Origin of the sequence: Streptomyces sp. NPDC001373, assembly GCF_042895815.1 — a bacterium.
GTDB lineage: Bacteria > Actinomycetota > Actinomycetes > Streptomycetales > Streptomycetaceae > Streptomyces.
In genome coordinates, this window is sequence record NZ_JBIAWQ010000003.1 from 352,592 (window position 1) to 368,020 (window position 15,429).

16 protein-coding genes and 1 pseudogene are annotated in these 15,429 nt (G+C 77.5%); 9 read left to right on the forward strand and 8 right to left on the reverse strand.

What is annotated here, in order from left to right:
* Positions 1-161: 161 nt before the first annotated feature.
* Positions 162-1,496, reverse strand: a complete 1,335-nt coding sequence (locus ACFY15_RS09820) for a tetratricopeptide repeat protein (protein WP_390825314.1) — start codon at positions 1,494-1,496, stop codon at positions 162-164.
* Positions 1,497-1,657: 161 nt separating this feature from the next.
* Between ACFY15_RS09820 and ACFY15_RS09825 the strand changes: the two are divergent.
* The 3 genes and pseudogenes from ACFY15_RS09825 to ACFY15_RS09835 form a co-directional block, all read left to right on the forward strand.
* Positions 1,658-1,996, forward strand: a pseudogene (locus tag ACFY15_RS09825) (hypothetical protein); the annotation flags it as partial.
* A gap of 32 nt (positions 1,997-2,028) precedes the next feature.
* Complete coding sequence (locus ACFY15_RS09830) at positions 2,029-2,295, forward strand: hypothetical protein (protein WP_390825382.1); 267 nt, start codon at positions 2,029-2,031, stop codon at positions 2,293-2,295.
* Positions 2,296-2,995: 700 nt separating this feature from the next.
* Positions 2,996-4,192, forward strand: a complete 1,197-nt coding sequence (locus ACFY15_RS09835; protein ID WP_390825315.1) for a hypothetical protein — start codon at positions 2,996-2,998, stop codon at positions 4,190-4,192.
* Positions 4,193-4,235: 43 nt separating this feature from the next.
* On the opposite strand, the gene ACFY15_RS09840 is transcribed toward ACFY15_RS09835, so the two are convergent.
* From ACFY15_RS09840 to ACFY15_RS09850, 3 genes are read right to left on the reverse strand one after another with little or no spacing between them, the layout of a single operon-like run.
* Positions 4,236-5,270 carry an NAD(P)/FAD-dependent oxidoreductase gene (locus ACFY15_RS09840; RefSeq protein WP_390687259.1) on the reverse strand — a complete coding sequence of 345 codons (1,035 nt, stop codon included), beginning with the start codon at positions 5,268-5,270 and terminating at the stop codon, positions 4,236-4,238.
* Positions 5,267-5,800 carry an isoprenylcysteine carboxyl methyltransferase family protein gene (locus tag ACFY15_RS09845; protein ID WP_390825380.1) on the reverse strand — a complete coding sequence of 178 codons (534 nt, stop codon included), beginning with the start codon at positions 5,798-5,800 and terminating at the stop codon, positions 5,267-5,269. The genes ACFY15_RS09840 and ACFY15_RS09845 overlap by 4 nt, the downstream gene beginning before the upstream one ends.
* Positions 5,801-5,840: 40 nt before the next feature.
* Positions 5,841-6,902 (reverse strand): type III polyketide synthase, encoded by a 1,062-nt coding sequence (locus ACFY15_RS09850; protein WP_390825316.1) that lies wholly within the window; start codon positions 6,900-6,902, stop codon positions 5,841-5,843.
* An 89-nt stretch (positions 6,903-6,991) separates the two neighbouring features.
* On the opposite strand from ACFY15_RS09850, the gene ACFY15_RS09855 reads away from it, so the two are divergent.
* On the forward strand, positions 6,992-7,831 hold the full coding sequence (locus tag ACFY15_RS09855; RefSeq protein WP_390825317.1) for a UbiA family prenyltransferase: 840 nt from the start codon (positions 6,992-6,994) through the stop codon (positions 7,829-7,831).
* On the opposite strand, the gene ACFY15_RS09860 is transcribed toward ACFY15_RS09855, so the two are convergent.
* A complete protein-coding gene (locus ACFY15_RS09860) occupies positions 7,832-8,869 on the reverse strand; it encodes a PHP domain-containing protein (protein WP_390825318.1) in 1,038 nt (345 codons plus the stop codon).
* 113 nt (positions 8,870-8,982) lie between these two features.
* On the opposite strand from ACFY15_RS09860, the gene ACFY15_RS09865 reads away from it, so the two are divergent.
* Positions 8,983-9,405 (forward strand): secondary thiamine-phosphate synthase enzyme YjbQ, encoded by a 423-nt coding sequence (locus ACFY15_RS09865; RefSeq protein WP_390825319.1) that lies wholly within the window; start codon positions 8,983-8,985, stop codon positions 9,403-9,405.
* 17 nt (positions 9,406-9,422) lie between these two features.
* Here ACFY15_RS09865 and ACFY15_RS09870 read toward each other — a convergent pair whose 3' ends face one another.
* Positions 9,423-10,181, reverse strand: coding sequence for a VOC family protein (locus tag ACFY15_RS09870; RefSeq protein ID WP_390687329.1), 759 nt, complete (start codon positions 10,179-10,181; stop codon positions 9,423-9,425).
* 108 nt (positions 10,182-10,289) lie between these two features.
* Entirely contained in the window at positions 10,290-10,823 is a 534-nt protein-coding gene (locus ACFY15_RS09875; RefSeq protein ID WP_390825320.1) for an HPP family protein, read from the reverse strand.
* Between the two features lie 261 nt (positions 10,824-11,084).
* Between ACFY15_RS09875 and ACFY15_RS09880 the strand changes: the two genes are divergently transcribed.
* Positions 11,085-11,576, forward strand: coding sequence for a cupin domain-containing protein (locus ACFY15_RS09880; RefSeq protein WP_390825321.1), 492 nt, complete (start codon positions 11,085-11,087; stop codon positions 11,574-11,576).
* A 54-nt stretch (positions 11,577-11,630) separates the two neighbouring features.
* Here ACFY15_RS09880 and ACFY15_RS09885 read toward each other — a convergent pair whose 3' ends face one another.
* Positions 11,631-12,254 (reverse strand): peptidase inhibitor family I36 protein, encoded by a 624-nt coding sequence (locus ACFY15_RS09885; RefSeq protein WP_390825322.1) that lies wholly within the window; start codon positions 12,252-12,254, stop codon positions 11,631-11,633.
* Between the two features lie 65 nt (positions 12,255-12,319).
* Between ACFY15_RS09885 and ACFY15_RS09890 the strand changes: the two genes are divergently transcribed.
* The 3 genes from ACFY15_RS09890 (at position 12,320) to ACFY15_RS09900 (ending at position 15,397) form a co-directional block, all read left to right on the forward strand.
* Positions 12,320-13,783 (forward strand): WD40 repeat domain-containing protein, encoded by a 1,464-nt coding sequence (locus ACFY15_RS09890; RefSeq protein ID WP_390825323.1) that lies wholly within the window; start codon positions 12,320-12,322, stop codon positions 13,781-13,783.
* A 40-nt stretch (positions 13,784-13,823) separates the two neighbouring features.
* Positions 13,824-14,798, forward strand: coding sequence for an isopenicillin N synthase family dioxygenase (locus ACFY15_RS09895; RefSeq protein ID WP_390825324.1), 975 nt, complete (start codon positions 13,824-13,826; stop codon positions 14,796-14,798).
* Between the two features lie 65 nt (positions 14,799-14,863).
* On the forward strand, positions 14,864-15,397 hold the full coding sequence (locus ACFY15_RS09900) for a GNAT family N-acetyltransferase (protein ID WP_390825325.1): 534 nt from the start codon (positions 14,864-14,866) through the stop codon (positions 15,395-15,397).
* Positions 15,398-15,429 lie beyond the last annotated feature (32 nt).

Below are 15,429 nucleotides of genomic sequence, written 5' to 3' on the forward strand. Positions count from 1 at the left end.
GCCCCGGGGAGGGCCCCCGCCCCCCCCCCCCGCCCCACCCCTCGCCGCCGCCCCGCCCGCGGCCCCGCATGCGGGGGGGGCTGTGAAAAGCCCCGCCGGCATGCGAGGCGACGGGCGGGGCGGAGCGGTCTTCCGCGCGGCGGCGCGGCACGGCGGACGGTTCAGCGGAACGCAGGGGCCGCCGGGGCCGGGCCCAGGGTGGTGGTGCCGGGTGCCGCGCGGTGGCCCAGTCCCGTGCGGTACGCGTCCAGCGCGGCCTCCGTGCGCCCGGTCCGCCGCAGCAGGTCGCCCAGCAGCCGGCACAGGTCCGCCAGGTCGCCGCCCGCCCCGCTGCGCTCCAGCAGCGCGAGCGCCCGTACGTAGTGCTCCTCGGCCGCCTCGGTCTCCCCCCGCTCCTCGGCGATCAGCCCCAGCAGCCGGTGCGCCCCGCCCGCGTGCACCGCGCCCGGGGCCGACCCCTCGGCCAGCAGCCCCGACACCAGCTCGGCGGCCTCGTCGTACCGGCCCAGGCGCCGCAGCACGTCCGCCAGCTCCACCTCCACCTGCGCGGTGTACAGGGCGGCCCGCCGGGCGGTGAGCATCTCCCGGGCGATCCGCAGCTCCCGTTCCGCCGCGGCCAGTTCCCCGTGCTGCGCCTGGACGTAGCCGCGCATCCAGTGGCAGTGCGCCAGATCGGTGCGCAGCCGCAGCTGCCGGTAGACGGCCTGCGCCTTCGCCAGTGAGGCGTCGGCGTCCGCCACCCGGCCCTCCGCGAGGAACGTACGGGCCACCTGCCGGTGCATCCCCGCCACCAGCGCCGGGTCCCCGACCTGCGGGGCGAGCGCCAGCGCCAGCTCCGCCGCGTGCGCCGCGCGGGCGTGCGCGCCCATGTCGATGTACGGGCCGATCACCGCCGAGTACAGCAGGACCAGGGCCTCCGGGTCGGCCAGCCCGCCCGTGTTGAGGCCGTCGATGGCCGACTCCAGCAGGTAGCAGGCGTACCGCAGCTCCCCGGCCAGCAGGTGCGCGACGGCCCGGCCGCGGATCGGCCGGGCGCGGCGGGGGAGCGGCTGGCCGGCCAGCAGGAGCTCGGCCGCCTCGAAGTGCCCGGCCGCCTCCGTCAGCTCGCCCGCCTCCAGCGCGCAGTCGCCGAGCCCCAGCAGGGCCTCCGCCCGCTCGTCCGGCAGGCCGAGCCGCTCCGCCTCCTCCAGCAGCCGCCGGAAGGGGCCGGCCGCCTCCCGTGCCGAGCCGGTGGCGAGGGTCCGCTGGGCGTCGGTCAGGGCCAGCCGCAGCTCCGTGGCCAGGGAGGCGGGGCGCCCGGTGGCCAGTTCCTCGTACGAGGTGCCGAGCCGCCCGGCGAGGAACCGCAACGCGGTCTCCGAGGGGCGCACCTTGCCCGCCTCCAGGGTGGACACGTACGCGGGGGTGTACGCGGGCTCGGCCAGCTGTCGCTGGGTCAGGCCCCGTTCGGTACGCAGCCGCTGCACCCGGCGCCCGATCTCGGCCGGTTCGTCCATGAACTCCCCCTGCTGTCCACGAGGTTTTCTCAACTCCCCAGTATCCGACGGGAGTCACCCATTGCGCACGCTCGCGGGCGCCCTCTAGTTTAAGCAGCCGGTTCAGTCGAGTTAACCGCTCACTTAACTCCCCTCAACTCCCTGCCCCGGCGGAGGACTTCATGAAGAGAACCGTCCGATCGTCCCTGCGTGCGGCGCTCGCGGCCGCCTGCGCGAGCGCCGCGCTCCTGGCCGCGTCGGCCGTGCCCGCCGGAGCGGCGCCGCCGGCCGGACCGAGCGCGCGCCCGGGCGTCGAGGTCGAGATACCCGGGCCGGAACACGGCGGCGAAGCCGGATCCGGCCGCACCCGGGTACCCGCGGCCGGACGGGCCAAGGCCGCGCCCCGCCTCTCCGGGTCCGCCCGGGCCGCCGACGGGCAGGTCACCAGGACGGCCGGCAACGGACCCACCGCGGACCGGCTCGACGTGGTCTTCGTCGGCGACGGCTATACCGCCGCCGAGCTGGATCGCTATCACGCCGACGTCCGCGCGAAATGGGCCGAGGTCACGGCCGTCGAGCAGCGGCCGTCCCGCACCTGGCCACGCCCGACGGGCGCCAGCCCACGGTCCGCTGGTACCTCGACGGCCGCGAGCTCAAGCGGTTCGCGGGCCGGACCGAGGTACGGGTGGCGGAGCTGTGGCTGCTGGACCTGCGCACCCACCGGCTCTCGGTGACCGCCGAGGACGCCACCCCCGCCGTCCGCGACCCCGCGATCGCCCGCACCCTGTCCTCCACCGCGAGCTGGGACGTCCGGCTGTAACCCGCCGCGGAGACCCCGTCCGGGGGGCCGTGTCCGCGAAGGACGGGCCGTCCCGCAGTGTGCAGGGGTGCGCGGCCGCCGCGTCCACCGGCCGGGTCCCCGGGACGCCCGGGGCCGGCCGCGGCACCGACGGCGACCGCCCGCCGAACCGTGAGGCCGGGACGAACAGTCGCATCTCGTCCGGGGTGCTGCCCTGGACCACGGGCATCCGGTGGAACTCCGGCACATTCCAGGGGAGCCGGGCATTCCCGTACCCGATCCCGGAGAGCCGTTCCGTCAGCGCGGCCCACCAGCCGGCCCGCGTCCAGCCGGCGCAGGCAGTCGAGCCCCTTCCCCGCCGTCCGCCCCCGCAGCCCAGGCCGTCCGCCGCCGCTGCTCCGGCCGCCACCACCCGCCGCTCCGGAGCCGGCACGGCTGACGCCCCTCCCGGAGGCGGGCCCTCCTGGACGCGCGCCCCTTTCGGATGCAGGAGCGGGCCCTGACCCGGCCACTGTGCCCCGCGCGCCGCCGCGCGGGCCCCCTTGGGCGCGGCCTGTCAGGGCCGGCTGCCCGGACACGCCCGGGGAGCACCCCGTTTGCCCGCCCCGAATGGCGCAGTGCGCACCCGTGCCGCTGAATGTGACCAAGCGTGCGCTTCCCATGACGCACGATGACCGGCGTGCGATGTGTAGACCCGCGCGTCGGCAAGACGGAGCTTTCCATGAATGACCCCAGCACCCTCGCGGCGACCGACCACGGCGACCGCGACGGCCTGCCCACCTCCACCCCGGAACCGACCGACGCCCCCCTCCCCGAACCCCCGACGCCCCAGCCCCCCTCCGCACCCCCCGCCGACCTCCAGCCCCTCCCCGTCGCCCCGGTGAACCGCCCCGGACCCGGCGCCGCCTTCCCCGACGGCCTTCCGCCCCTCGCGGCGGCCTCCGCGGACCCGCACGACTCCGGCCCCGTCCCGCAGGCCGGGCTCCAGGCCCTCCCCGCGGCCCCCGCGCCCGGCCCCGCGGCGCACCCCGAGCCCCTCCGCACCCTGCTGGAGACGGCCGCCACCTGTCGGCCCGTCGAGGAGGTCACCGCGCTGGTGGGCCTCCTGAAGGAGTCCGGCCGGCTCGCCGACCCCGGGCACGACGCGCTCCGCGCGGCCGCCGTCGCCCGGCCGGTGGACGAGGTCCGCCGTATGGTCGCCCTGCTCGGCGAGCACCCCGAGGAGGAGGCCGAGGCCGACATCGCCCTGCGTGCGGCGGCCGTCGGCCGGCCCATCGAGGACGTGGCCCTGCTGGCCACCATCCTCGACCCCGAAGCCCCCGGCACCGCCCCCCGCGGCGGTCCCCCGGCCGGCCCGGCGGGCCCGGCCGGGGGACCGCCGCGGGGCCGCTCCGACCGGCCCCCCGCCGGAACCGCCCCACCGGCCGGACCCGCGCCCCGCCCCGTCCCGGTCCGGGCCGCGGTCCCCGTCCCCCTTCCCGCCGCGGCCGACGGCATAGCGGAACGCGCGGCCCGGCGCGGGGGCGGGGGCGTACTGGGCCACGGCCTGCGCTGGCCGACGGCCGCCGCCCTGCTGTTCTGCGGCGTGCTGCACCTGCCGGGGAACCTCGCGGAACCGCCCGGCCCCGGCCGGCTGGCGCCCCTGGCGGTGGCCCTGGTCTGCCTGCCGCTCGGCGCCCTGCTGGCCCTCCGGGACACCCCGGCGGTGTGGCGGGGCGCGGCCGTGGCCGCCCTGGCCGTGGTCGCGCTGCACATCGTGGGCGGGGTCGTGTTCTTCGACCCCCTCGCCGCCACCCTCGGCGCGCCCTACCCGTGGGCCGGGGTCGCGGTGGTGTTCGGCGCCGGGGTCTCGGCGGTTCTGGCCGGCCTCGCGCTGGCCTACCGTCCGCCGGACCGCCGGACCGGCGAAGGGGTCTGACCCCCGCCCGAGGGCCCCCGGCCGCACCGCGCGGCCGGGGGCCTCACCGCGCCAGCAGGTTCACCGCCCCCGTGAACATCCGCGGCATCCGGGCCGCCAGCGGGACGATCCGGCCCGACAGCCGCGTCCGCCGCCGGGCCCACAGCAGGGACGAGGTCAGGGCGCGGTAGCCGCGCGACAGCTCCCGCCAGGCCCGCTCGTACTCCTGCGGCCGGCCCGCGCGCACGCACCGGACGAGTTCCCCCGCCGCCGAGACCGCCAGCGTCAGCCCCTCCCCGGTCAGCGCGTCCACGTACCCCGCCGCGTCCCCCACGAACAGCACCCGCCCCGCCACCCGGGTCCGCGCCCGCTGCCGCAGCGGTCCCGCGCCGCGCACCCCCGCGCCCCGGCCGGGCGGCGCCGGCAGTTGGGCGGCCAGCAGCGGGAACCGGGCCAGCTGCACGTCGAACGGCGCCTGCTCCGACGTCAGCACCGCCACCCCGATCCGGTCCGGGGCCAGCGGGGTCACGTACGCCTCCGCGCCGCGCGCCCAGTGCACCTCCACCAGGTCGCTCCACGGGGCCACCGCGTAGTGGCGGCGCAGCCCGTACCGGGCCGGCCGCCCCGGCGCGGCCGGCACCGCCAGGCCCAGAGCGCGCCGCACCGGCGAGTGCAGCCCGTCCGCCGCCACCAGGTACCGTGCCGTCAGCCCGGCCGCGCACACCCGCCGTCCGTCCTGGCGGACCTCCCCGGCGCGTCGCGCCAGCACCCGTACGCCGAGCCGCTCCGCGCGGTCGGCGAGCGCCGCCTGGAGGTCCGTACGGGGGCACCCGCGCCCGGGGCCGGCGCGGAAGAGCCCCTCCGCGCGCAGTCCGGTGTGCCCGTCCACGTAGCGGATGCCGTGGAACGCGCGGCCCGGCACCGCCACGCCCAGCTCCTCGAACCGGCGGACGGCGCCCGGCATCAGCCCCTCCCCGCAGGCCTTGTCGATCGGTGTCGGGCGCGGCTCCAGGACCACCACCTCCAGCCCGGCCAGCGCCCCGTGGATCGCGGTCGCCAGCCCCGCCGGTCCGCCGCCCGCCACGAGCAGGTCGATCACCGCACCAGGCCCAGCAGCGGATCGGCCGTACGGGCGTAGGTGAGCGCGCTGTTCTCGCAGCGGATCCGCACGCGCAGCAGCACGGCGTTGAGCAGGGTGAAGCCCAGCGCGGTCACCCACGCCGTGTGCACCAGCGGCAGCGCCAGCCCCTCCAGCACCACCGCCGCGTAGTTGGGGTGGCGCAGCAGCCGGTACGGGCCCGCGGCCACCAGCGGCAGCCCGGGCACCACGATGACCCGGGTGTTCCAGCGCGGCCCGAGGGACAGGACGCACCACCACCGCAGCCCCTGCGCCGCCGCCACGACGGTGAGCGCCGTCCAGCCGAGCGCGGGCAGGAAGGGCCGGTACACGGCCTCCGCCGCGCAGCCCGCGAGGAGTGCGGCGTGCAGGGCGACGATGGCCGGATAGTGGCTGCGGCCGTACTCGCGGCCGCCGCGCGCCAGGCTCCAGGCGGCATTGCGCCGTGCCGTGGCCAGCTCGGCCAGCCGCTCGGCGGCCACCAGCAGGAGGAGCAGGACGTACCAGGTCAGCGGGGTCGACGGGATCGACGGGAACAGCGGCATGGGAACCTCACCAGCGCAGCAGGACGAGTTCGGAGGCGAAACCCGGACCGAAGGCGAGCATCAGCCCGACCGATCCGGGCGCGGGCGGCCCGGCGGCCTGGACGGCGCCGAGGACGTGCAGGACGGACGCGGAGGAGAGATTGCCGACGGCCGCGAGCGAATCGCGGCTGGCCGCGAGGGCCTGCCCGGGCAGCCCCAGGGAGCCGGCCAGCACGTCGAGGATCCTGGGGCCGCCCGGATGGCAGATCCAGACGTCGACGTCGGCGGGCTTGAGGTCGTGCCCGGCCAGGAAGGACTCGACCTCCTCCACCACGTGCAGGCCGACCAGTTCGGGCAGCTCCCGGCCCAGCACCATGCGCAGGCCCCAGTGGCCGATGTCCCATCCGAGGAGGTGCTCGGTGCCCGGGTAGAGCCGGCTGCGCGCGTCCACCACCGACGGCCCGCCGGGGGTGTCGTGGAGGGGGTGCTCCGGTCCCACCGCGACCAGGGCCCCGGCCCCGTCGCCGAAGAGGGCGCCCGCCACCAGGTTCGCCATCGAGGTGTCGTGGGGCTGGAGCGTCAGCGAGCACAGCTCCGTGGACAGCAGCAGCGCCGCCTGCGCGGGCCGGCCGGCCAGCTGCTCGTGCAGCATCCCGAGCCCGGCGGCGCCCGCGGCGCAGCCCAGCCCGAACAGGGGTACACGCCGCACGCCGGGCCACAGCCCGGTCCGCGAGGCGAGCCGGGCCTCCAGGGAGGGGGTGGCGAGCCCAGTGACGGTCGTCGACACCACCAGGGCGATGTCCGCGGCCGCCAGGCCGGCCCCGGCGAGGGCGCGCCCGACCGCCTCGGCGCCCAGTTCCAGGGCCGTGCGCAGGAACAGGGCGTTGGCGGTGCCGAAGTCGCGGTCCGGCCCGTAGTGCTCCAGCGGCAGCGCGAGATGGCGGGAGGCGACCCGTGCCGAGGCGTGCACCCGGCGCAGCAGGGCCGCGTCGGCGCCGGGCGGCAGACAGCGGACCAGCGCCTCCGTGATCTGGGCCTGCGGGTACACGTGGGGCGGGAACACGCTGCTCACCGCAAGGACACGGGTCATTGGCCCAACATAGGAAAGAACCGGTCATATTCGGTCTAAGCGCGCGAAAGGTATGAAATTGACATGCCGTCACGGCGTAGCGTGACGCCGTGCCCGCCCCCTCTCCCGTCCTGTCCGCGCCGACGGTCCCCGTGGCCGGACTGCTGCGGGCCTGCCACCCGCTCCCCGCCGCCGCCGTCACCCTCTTCGCCGCGGCGCTCGCGGCCGCCGCCGGAAGGGGGCCCGCCGGAACCGCCCTCACGGCGGGCGCCGTGGCGGCCGGACAGCTCTCGGTGGGCTGGTGCAACGACCGCGTCGACCTGCGGCGCGACCGGGCTGCCGGCCGCCGCGACAAACCCCTCGCCACGGGCGGAGCACCGGCGGGCGCCGTCACCGCCGCCGCGCTCGCGGCGCTGGCCCTGTGCGTACCGCTGTCGCTGGCCGCCGGCCCGGCCGCCGGGGCCGCGCACCTCGTCGGGGTCGCCGCCGCCTGGGCGTACAACCTGCGGCTCAAGGGCACGGCCGCCTCCTGGCTCCCGTACGCCCTCGCCTTCGGCCTGCTCCCGGCCTTCGTCACGCTCGGCCTGCCCGGCGCGCCCCGGCCGCCGCTCTGGCTGTCCGGCGCCGCCGCCCTGCTCGGCGCGGGCGCCCACTTCGCCAACGTCCTGCCCGACATCGCCGACGACCTCGCCGCCGGGGTGCGCGGGCTGCCGCAGCGGCTCGGCGCCCGCACCTCGGCCGCGCTGGCCGCCCTGCTCGTCCTCGGCTCGGCGACCCTCCTGCTGCTGGGCCCGCCGGGCCCCGTCCCCCCGCACGGCTGGACCCTCCTCGCCCTGACCGCGGTACTGCTCCTGGCCACGGGCGGGGCCCCCGGCCGGATCCCGTTCCTGGGGGTGATGGCGGTCGCGGCGGCCGACGTCCTGCTGATCCTGGCCCGCGGCGCCGGCTAGCTAGGCCGGCGCCCGCCGCGTGCGGGTCCAGGTCAGCAGTTCCTGCGCCGGCCAGGTGTTGACGACCCGTTCCGGCGGGACCCCGCACTCCGCCGCCCGTGCGCAGCCCAGGATCTGCCAGTCGAGCTGGCCCGGCGCGTGGGCGTCGGTGTCGATCGCGAAGACGGTGCCCGCCTCGACCGCCAGGCGCAGCAGCCGCCGGGGCGGATCCAGCCGCTCGGGACGGCTGTTGACCTCCACGGCCGTCCCGGACTCCGCGCACGCGGCGAACACGGCCACGGCGTCGAACGTCGACTCCGGGCGGGTCCGGCCGGTCACCAGCCGGCCCGTGCAGTGCCCGAGGACGTCCATCAGCGGATTGCGCACCGCCGCCAGCAGGCGCCGCGTCATGGCGGGGGACTCCATCCGCAGCTTCGAGTGCACGGAGCCCACGACCACGTCGAGCCGCTCCAGCAGCTCCGGCTCCTGGTCGAGCGAGCCGTCCGGCAGGATGTCGCACTCGATCCCGGTGAGCAGCCGGAACGGCGCCCACCGCTCGTTCAGCTCCGTCACCGCCTCCAGCTGTTCGCGCAGCCGCCCGGGCGAGAGGCCACGGGCGACCTTCAGGCTCGGCGAATGGTCCGTCAGCACCGCCCACTCGTGCCCGAGCCCGGCCGCGGCCCGGCCCATCGCCTCGATCGGGCTCCCGCCGTCCGACCAGTCCGAGTGCAGGTGGCAGTCCCCGCGCAGCGCCGCGCGCAGCGCCGTGGCGGCGGGGCCGGGCGGCGGCCCCTCGGGCATCGCCGCGGCCTCGTCCTCCAGCCCCCGCAGGTACTGCGGCACCTCCCCGAGCAGGGCCTCGCGCACCACCTGGGCGGTCTTCGGCCCGATGCCCTTGACCGCCTCCAGCGTCCCGGCCGCGGCCCGCTCGGCCGTCTCCCGCTCACCCATCCGGGTCAGCGCCGAGGCGGCCGTACGGAAGGCCCGGACCCGGTACGTGGGGGCCTGCGCGCGCTCCAGCAGGAAGGCGATGCGGTCCAGCGCCGCCACCGGGTCCATGGGCACCTCCTCACGCTGCCAGTGTCCCCGCGCGCCCGCGGGGCGGCGAGCGCGGAGCGGACCCCGGCCGGACGCGGGGGCGGCGCACGGCCGGGTGCGCGATCATGGTCCGCATGTCCGACCGATTCAGCACCCGGGTCCTCGACCTGACGACCGGCCGCGCCGAGACCGTCACCGACCTGACCCGCCACTGCGAGCGCTTCCTGGCCGAGGCCGCGGCCGGCCGCGACGGCCTGCTGAACGTCTTCGTCCCGCACGCCACCGCGGGCATCGCCGTGATCGAGACGGGCGCCGGCAGCGACGACGACCTCCTCGACGCGCTCCGTACGCTGCTTCCCGCAGACGACCGCTGGCAGCACCGGCACGGCTCCCCGGGCCACGGCCGCGACCACGTCCTGCCGGCGTTCGTCCCGCCGCACGCCACCCTTCCGGTCGTCGGCGGCCGGCTCCGGCTCGGGACCTGGCAGTCCGTCTGCCTGGTCGACACCAACAAGGACAACCCGGAGCGCCAGGTCCGCCTGTCCTTCCTCGGGTAGCGGCCGCCCGGGGCGGATCAGCCGGCGTCGTCCCCTTCGGTCGGGGCCACGTGCTCGGTGAGGGTGAACAGGGCCCCGTCCGGGTCCCGGAGCATGACCGAGCGCTCCCTGCCGTCCGAGGTGACCACCGAGACGGTGCGGCCGCCGAGGTCGAGGGCCGCCTCCACGGCCGAATCCAGTTCCGGGACGCGGAAGTGGACGTGCCAGCGCGGCCGGGTGTGCGGGGTGTAGGCGCCCACCTCCACGGGCCCGCTGTCCAGCCGGGCCACCGGCTCCCCGCCCTGCCGCAGGACGACCTGGTCCTCCTCGTACGCGACCTCGCAGCAGCCGGGGCGGCCCGTCGCCCACTCCAGCACCTCCCCGTAGAAGAGGGCCGCGTCGAAGGCGTTGCGGGTGCGCAGCTCCAGCCAGGCGGGTGCCGGGCCCCGCCCGACGCGCCAGCCCGCGGCGACGGGCCCCTGCCAGATGCCGAACACCGCCCCGTCGGGATCGGCGACCAGCGCTGCCCGTCCGCCGCCGGGGAAGGAGACCGGGCCCACCGCCACCGTGCCGACGCGCTCGCGGATCCGGGCCGCCGCCACGTCGACGTCGTCGACGGCGAAGTACGGGGTCCAGGCCACCGCCACCGCCAGGTCGCCGGCCAGTGCCCCGATCCCGGCGACCGGTACGCCGTCCTGCACGGCCATCGAGAAGGCCGAGCCGAACCGGGCCGGACGGAAGGTCCAGCCCACGACCGCTCCGTAGAAGCGCTGGGACGCCTCCAGGTCGCGGGCCATCAGACTCACCCAGCAGGGGGCCCCGAACACGTCCTTCGTCGAAATCTCCACGACACAAGGAGTAGCGCCCTGGCCCCCTCCGCGCGTCGCAGGCGCGCCCGCAGGTCATCACCACCAGTAGGCGGGGTACCTCGGTGCGGTGCGGCGGACGCGGGAGCCGGCGTAGCCGGTGAGGACCAGGAGGACGGTCGAGCCGAAGAGCAGCGGGACGAACCGCGCGGGCTCCGGCGTCTGCAGTACGGTGATCACGGCCGTGGCCACGGCGGGCGAGTGCGGGGTGCGGGCGAGGGTGAGCACGGCGAGGGTGAGCCCCGCCGCCAGGGCCGCCGCCCAGGCGGAGCTGCCCGCGGCCGCCAGTACCGCGTAGCCGCAGGCCGCGCCGATCAGATGGCCGACGATCACCCCGCGAGGCTGCGCCAGGGGCAGGGTCGGGGCGCTGTGCACCAGCGCGGCGCTGGCCGCGAGCGGGGGTATCAGCACCGGCTCGTGGATCGCCGCGCCGACGGCGACGAGGGCCAGCAGCACCGTCGTGACGGCGCTGATGCTGTGGAGCGCCGCGAGGGCGCTGGGCCGGGGCGGGGCGCCGGGCGCCGTGACGGGCGCCGGGGGCGCGTCGGGCGTACGGGTGGTGGCGGTAGGCATGCGGGAGCAGGATTTCGGTGCGGGGCCGGGGCAGGGAGGCGGGCGGCCTCACCCCACACGATGGTCGACCGGAAGGCGGGGCCGCGCGGCCGGCGCGTGTGCGGCCGACGCGATCCGGACATGAGTGTATCGGCCATGTGTGCACGGACGGGCGGCGGGTCCCGGCGAAGGTGGGCGGCGGGCGAACCGCCGCGGAGGACCGGACGTGATCGTGTACAGGACGGCGAAGCACGCCGAAGGCAGGAAGGAACGGCACCCACGATGACGCACCCGCATCCCGCCGGGGTCCCGACGGACCTCGACACGGTGATCGCCGAGGCCCCCGCCGGCGCGACCGGAGCGCTCTGGCGGCTCACCGGGTCAGGACGCGCCCTGGACTCCAACCTGATCCGGCTGCGTCCCGGCGCGGCCATCGCGGAGCACTCCGAGCCCCTTCTCGACGTCCTGCTCCTCGTCGTCTCGGGCGGCGGCCGCCTCGACACGCCGGACGGCACGCACCCGCTGCGGGCCCACTCGGCGTGCTGGCTCCCGCGCGGCACCCGGCGCTCCCTGACCGCGGGGCCCGACGGCCTGGCGTACCTGACGGTCCACACCCGCCGCCCCGGCCTCGGCATCGGCTCCGCCGCCCCCACCCCGGCCGAGGGCGGCGAACCGGCCTGCCTCCTCCACCGGGTCTGCCCCGCCTGCGGCCGCCTCGCCGCCGAAAGCGCGGCCCGCTACTGCTCCCGCTGCGGGACGGAACTCCCGGAGTAGGCGACGGCCCCGGCCCGCCACCACAGGGGCGGCGGGGCGGGGGGAGCGCGGCGGTCAGAAACCGCAGTCGGTCACCCACTTGTGGGAGGAGATGCGATCGTTCCACTCCCACGGGATGTTGCCCGCCGAGCCGTTCGGGGCGCAGGTGGAGGCGCCGCCGTAGTTGATGTCCGCGTACACCCGGACGTCGCCCAGCGCGCCCGAGTAGCCGTTGTTCCACCAGGACGAGGCCCGGTCGTTCATGTCGTAGTCGTTTCCGGCCCCGCAGGTGCGCCAGTCGGGGTCGTTGCCGCTCCAGCCACAGGCCGGCCCGCCTCCTTCATGCAGGCCGCACACCGGCCGACCGCCTGCGCGTACCGGGCGTCGCGGCGCACCCGCTCCTCCCGGGCGGGGCGGAGGTTCATCGTGACGACCTTGGCGGAACCAGGCGGCCAGGTCCCCGTAGAGGGTCCGCTGCGCCTGCGCGATGCACCCCCCGGTGCTCGCCGTCAGGGTCATGCCGGTGGGGGCGGTGGCGGACAGGCCCGTCGGGGAGGAGCCCATCAGCGCGGTCCGGGCGGCCGCCCGCTCGCGGGCCGGCCGCCGGTGGAAGTACCGCTGGTTGGGGTCGGCCGCCCGGGCCTCGGCGGCCGCCCGCTCCGCCCGGCCCCCGTAGCCGTGGGCGCGGGCCCACTCCACGTCGTCCAGCCCGTACGGGAAGGAACGCCCGGCTCCCTCCTCCCGGGCCGGCTCGGTGACCGCGTATGCGCGGAGCCCCGCTCGCCCTGGCCCGCGAGCTCACCGCCGGCGGCGGCCCGTCCGTCCTCACCGCCGGGGAGGCGGAGTTCCTCGCCGCCGGCGCCGCCGCCGAGGCCGCCGCCGGGGACTCCGCCCGCCGCCGCACCCGCCGGCTGCGCCTGCTGGCCGGCGTGCTCGCCGCCCTCGTGGTGGTGGCCGCCGTCGCCACCGGCAGCGCCGTCCGCGCCGGGGACGAGGTCACCCGGCAGCGCAACGACGCGGTCGCCCGGAACCTCGCCGAGACCTCCGCCGGGGTGGCCGCCGCCGAGCCCGGTCTCGCCGTGCAGCTGGGCCTCACCGCCTACCGGCTCTCACCGACCGCCCGGACCCGCGACGGCCTGCTGTCCGCGCTGATGACCTCGCTGCCCGCGCACGACAAGGAGGTCGTCGCCCTCGCCTACCGCCCCGACGGCCGCCAGCTCGCCACCGCGAGCGGCGACCGCACCGCCCGGCTGTGGCAGATCCGGGGGAGCGGCCGCCCCGTCCCCGTGGCCACCCTCGCCGGCCACGGCGCCCCCCTGCGCGCCGTCGCCTACCGGCCCGACGGCCGCGCCCTGGCCACCGCCGCGGCCGACGGCGGAGTCCGGCTGTGGGACGTCGCCGACCCCGCCCGCGCGGCCGTCGCGGCCGAACTCCCCGCGCGCGAGGCGGACGTACGCGCCCTCGCCTTCAGCCCCGACGGCCGCACCCTCGCCACCGCGGGCGCGGGCGGCGGCGTCCACCTGTGGGACGTCGCCGGCGTCACCGGTACCCCCGACGACGGCCCCGCCCGGCCGCCCGCCGAGACCGCCCCGGTCCCCGGCCACCGGGAGACGGTCCGCGCGGTGGCCTTCAGCCCGGACGGCCGGGTCCTCGCCACCGGCGGGGAGGACGCCATCGTCCGGCTGACCGACGTCGGCGACCGCACCCGGCCCGCCCCGCTGGCCGTCGTACAGGGCCACGTCACCGCCGTGTTCTCCGTCGCCTTCGCCCCCGACGGCCGCACGCTCGCCACCGGCTCCGGCGGCCGCACTCCGGTCCGGCTGTGGGACGTGACCGAGCCGCGCAGGCCCGCGCCGCTCGCGGCCCTGGCCGGGCACACCGACGTCGTCGGCTCGGTGGCCTTCGGCCCGGACGGCCGCACCCTGGCCAGCGCCGGGGACGACCGCACGGTCCGGCTGTGGAGCGTGGACCCGGGCACCCGCCCCGCCCCGCTGGCCACCCTGACCGGGCACGCCACCGCCGTCGGCTCCGTCGCCTTCAGCCCCGACGGGGCCGCGCTGGCCTCCGCGGGCTACGACAGCACCCTCCGGCTGGCGGACACCGACCTCGACCGGGCCCTCGCGGGGGCCTGCGCCCACACCGGCCCCCGGATCACGCGCGCGCAGTGGGCCTCTTACCTGCCCTATCTGGACTGCGCGCCGCCGTGTACCGGCCTGGAACGCCCCTGAAGCCCTACTCTCGTCACATCCCCGCGGAAGGCAGGCCCCCATGGAGAGTCCCCAGGCCCCCGTCGTCCCCGTCATCGACCTCGGAGCGTGGCGCAACGGCGGCCCCGCCGACCGGGCCCGGATCGCGGGCCGGGTGGACGGGGCCCTCCAGGCGGCCGGATTCCTGCTGGTCGCCGGGCACGGGGTGGATCCGGCCCTGCCCGCCCGGATCCGGGAGGCCGCGCGCTCCTTCTTCCGGCTGCCGCCCGAGGTCAAACAGCCGTACGCGGTCGGGGTCGGCGGACGCGGCTGGCTCGGCCCCGGCGCGGAGGCCAACAGCCACGCCGAGGGGACGGCCTCACCGCCCGACCTGAAGGAGTCCTGGTCCTTCGCGGCCGACGAGCCCACCGGCGTGCCGCCGGTGGACGCCGAATGGTTCCGGCCGAACACCTGGCCCGCGGAGGTGCCGGGCCTGCGCGCGCCGGTGACCGCGTACCTGCGGGCGATGCGCGCCCTCTCGGACGAGCTGCTGGAGCTGCTCGCGGCGGCCCTGGCCCTGCCCGGGGACCACTTCACGCGCCACACCGGCCACCCCACCTGGGGGTTCAACATCAACTGGTACCCCGGCACCGAGACCGTCGGAACGCCCCTGCCCGGACAGTTCCGCATCGGGCCCCACACGGACTTCGGCACGGTCACCGTCCTGGACCGGGAGCCGGGCGCGGGCGGACTCCAGATCCACACCGACGCCGGCGGCTGGCAGGACGCCCCCTACGACCCGGCGGCGCTCACCGTCAACATCGGCGACCTGCTGGCCCGCTGGACCGGCGACCGCTGGCGGGCGGGCCGCCATCGGGTCCTGCCGCCGCCCGCGCACGCCCCGGCGGAGGAACTCGTCTCGCTGGTCTACTTCTACGAGTGCGACGCCCACACCCGCGTGGAGTCCCTGCCCGCCCCGGTCGGCCGGGTGGCGCACGAGCCGGTGGACTCGCACGCCCACCTGCGCGCGAAGCTGGACCAGATCAGCGTCGGCTGAGCCGGCCCGGGCCCGGCCCGCCCCCGATTACCCCTGGTCGGGCCCGGTTCGGCAGGATGTGGGGCATGACCGAGATCCGCACCCCCCGCCTCCTCCTCCGCCGCTGGTCCGACGATGACCTCGTCCCCCTGTCGGAGATCACCTCGGACCCGGACGTCATGCGCTGGATCGGCGACGGCTCCGCGCTCGACCTCGACGGGACCGCCGAGGCCATCGAGCTCTGGGAGGAGGAGTGGGACGACGAGGGCTTCGGCGTCTTCGCCGTCGAGCTCCTCGCCTCCGGCGAGCTGATCGGCGCCGTCGGGCTGTCCGCCGCCGACGACCTGCCCGAGACCCGGCACCAGGTGCAGATCGTCTGGCGCCTCGCCCGGCCCTTCTGGGGCCAGGGCTACGCCTCCGAAGCCGCCCAGGCCACCCTGGAGTTCGCCCTCCAGGACCGCGGCCTCGACCGGGTCGTCGCCGTCAACCGGGTCGGCAACGAGGAGTCCGCGAACGTGATCCGCAAGCTCGGCATGGCCCACGACGGAGACGCCACCGACCCCGCCACCGGAGCCCCCGTCACCCTGCACAGCATCGACCTCACCGAGTACGCGGGCTGACCCGGCTGCCGCCGCGCCCGTCCTGGGGGTAC

Bases quoted from the DNA above. Each gene is read 5' to 3' on its own strand.
- ACFY15_RS09900 (WP_390825325.1), top strand. From the start codon at position 14,864: ATGACCGAGATCCGCACCCCCCGCCTCCTCCTCCGCCGCTGGTCCGAC.
- ACFY15_RS09865 (WP_390825319.1), top strand. From the start codon at position 8,983: ATGTCCGACCGATTCAGCACCCGGGTCCTCGACCTGACGACCGGCCGC.
- ACFY15_RS09850 (WP_390825316.1), bottom strand. From the start codon at position 6,902: ATGACCCGTGTCCTTGCGGTGAGCAGCGTGTTCCCGCCCCACGTGTAC.
- ACFY15_RS09890 (WP_390825323.1), top strand. From the start codon at position 12,320: ATGCGCGGAGCCCCGCTCGCCCTGGCCCGCGAGCTCACCGCCGGCGGC.
- ACFY15_RS09880 (WP_390825321.1), top strand. From the start codon at position 11,085: ATGACGCACCCGCATCCCGCCGGGGTCCCGACGGACCTCGACACGGTG.
- ACFY15_RS09820 (WP_390825314.1), bottom strand. From the start codon at position 1,496: ATGGACGAACCGGCCGAGATCGGGCGCCGGGTGCAGCGGCTGCGTACC.
- ACFY15_RS09870 (WP_390687329.1), bottom strand. From the start codon at position 10,181: ATGGCCCGCGACCTGGAGGCGTCCCAGCGCTTCTACGGAGCGGTCGTG.
- ACFY15_RS09895 (WP_390825324.1), top strand. From the start codon at position 13,824: ATGGAGAGTCCCCAGGCCCCCGTCGTCCCCGTCATCGACCTCGGAGCG.
- ACFY15_RS09860 (WP_390825318.1), bottom strand. From the start codon at position 8,869: ATGGACCCGGTGGCGGCGCTGGACCGCATCGCCTTCCTGCTGGAGCGC.
- ACFY15_RS09875 (WP_390825320.1), bottom strand. From the start codon at position 10,823: ATGCCTACCGCCACCACCCGTACGCCCGACGCGCCCCCGGCGCCCGTC.
- ACFY15_RS09830 (WP_390825382.1), top strand. From the start codon at position 2,029: ATGGGCCGAGGTCACGGCCGTCGAGCAGCGGCCGTCCCGCACCTGGCC.
- ACFY15_RS09835 (WP_390825315.1), top strand. From the start codon at position 2,996: ATGAATGACCCCAGCACCCTCGCGGCGACCGACCACGGCGACCGCGAC.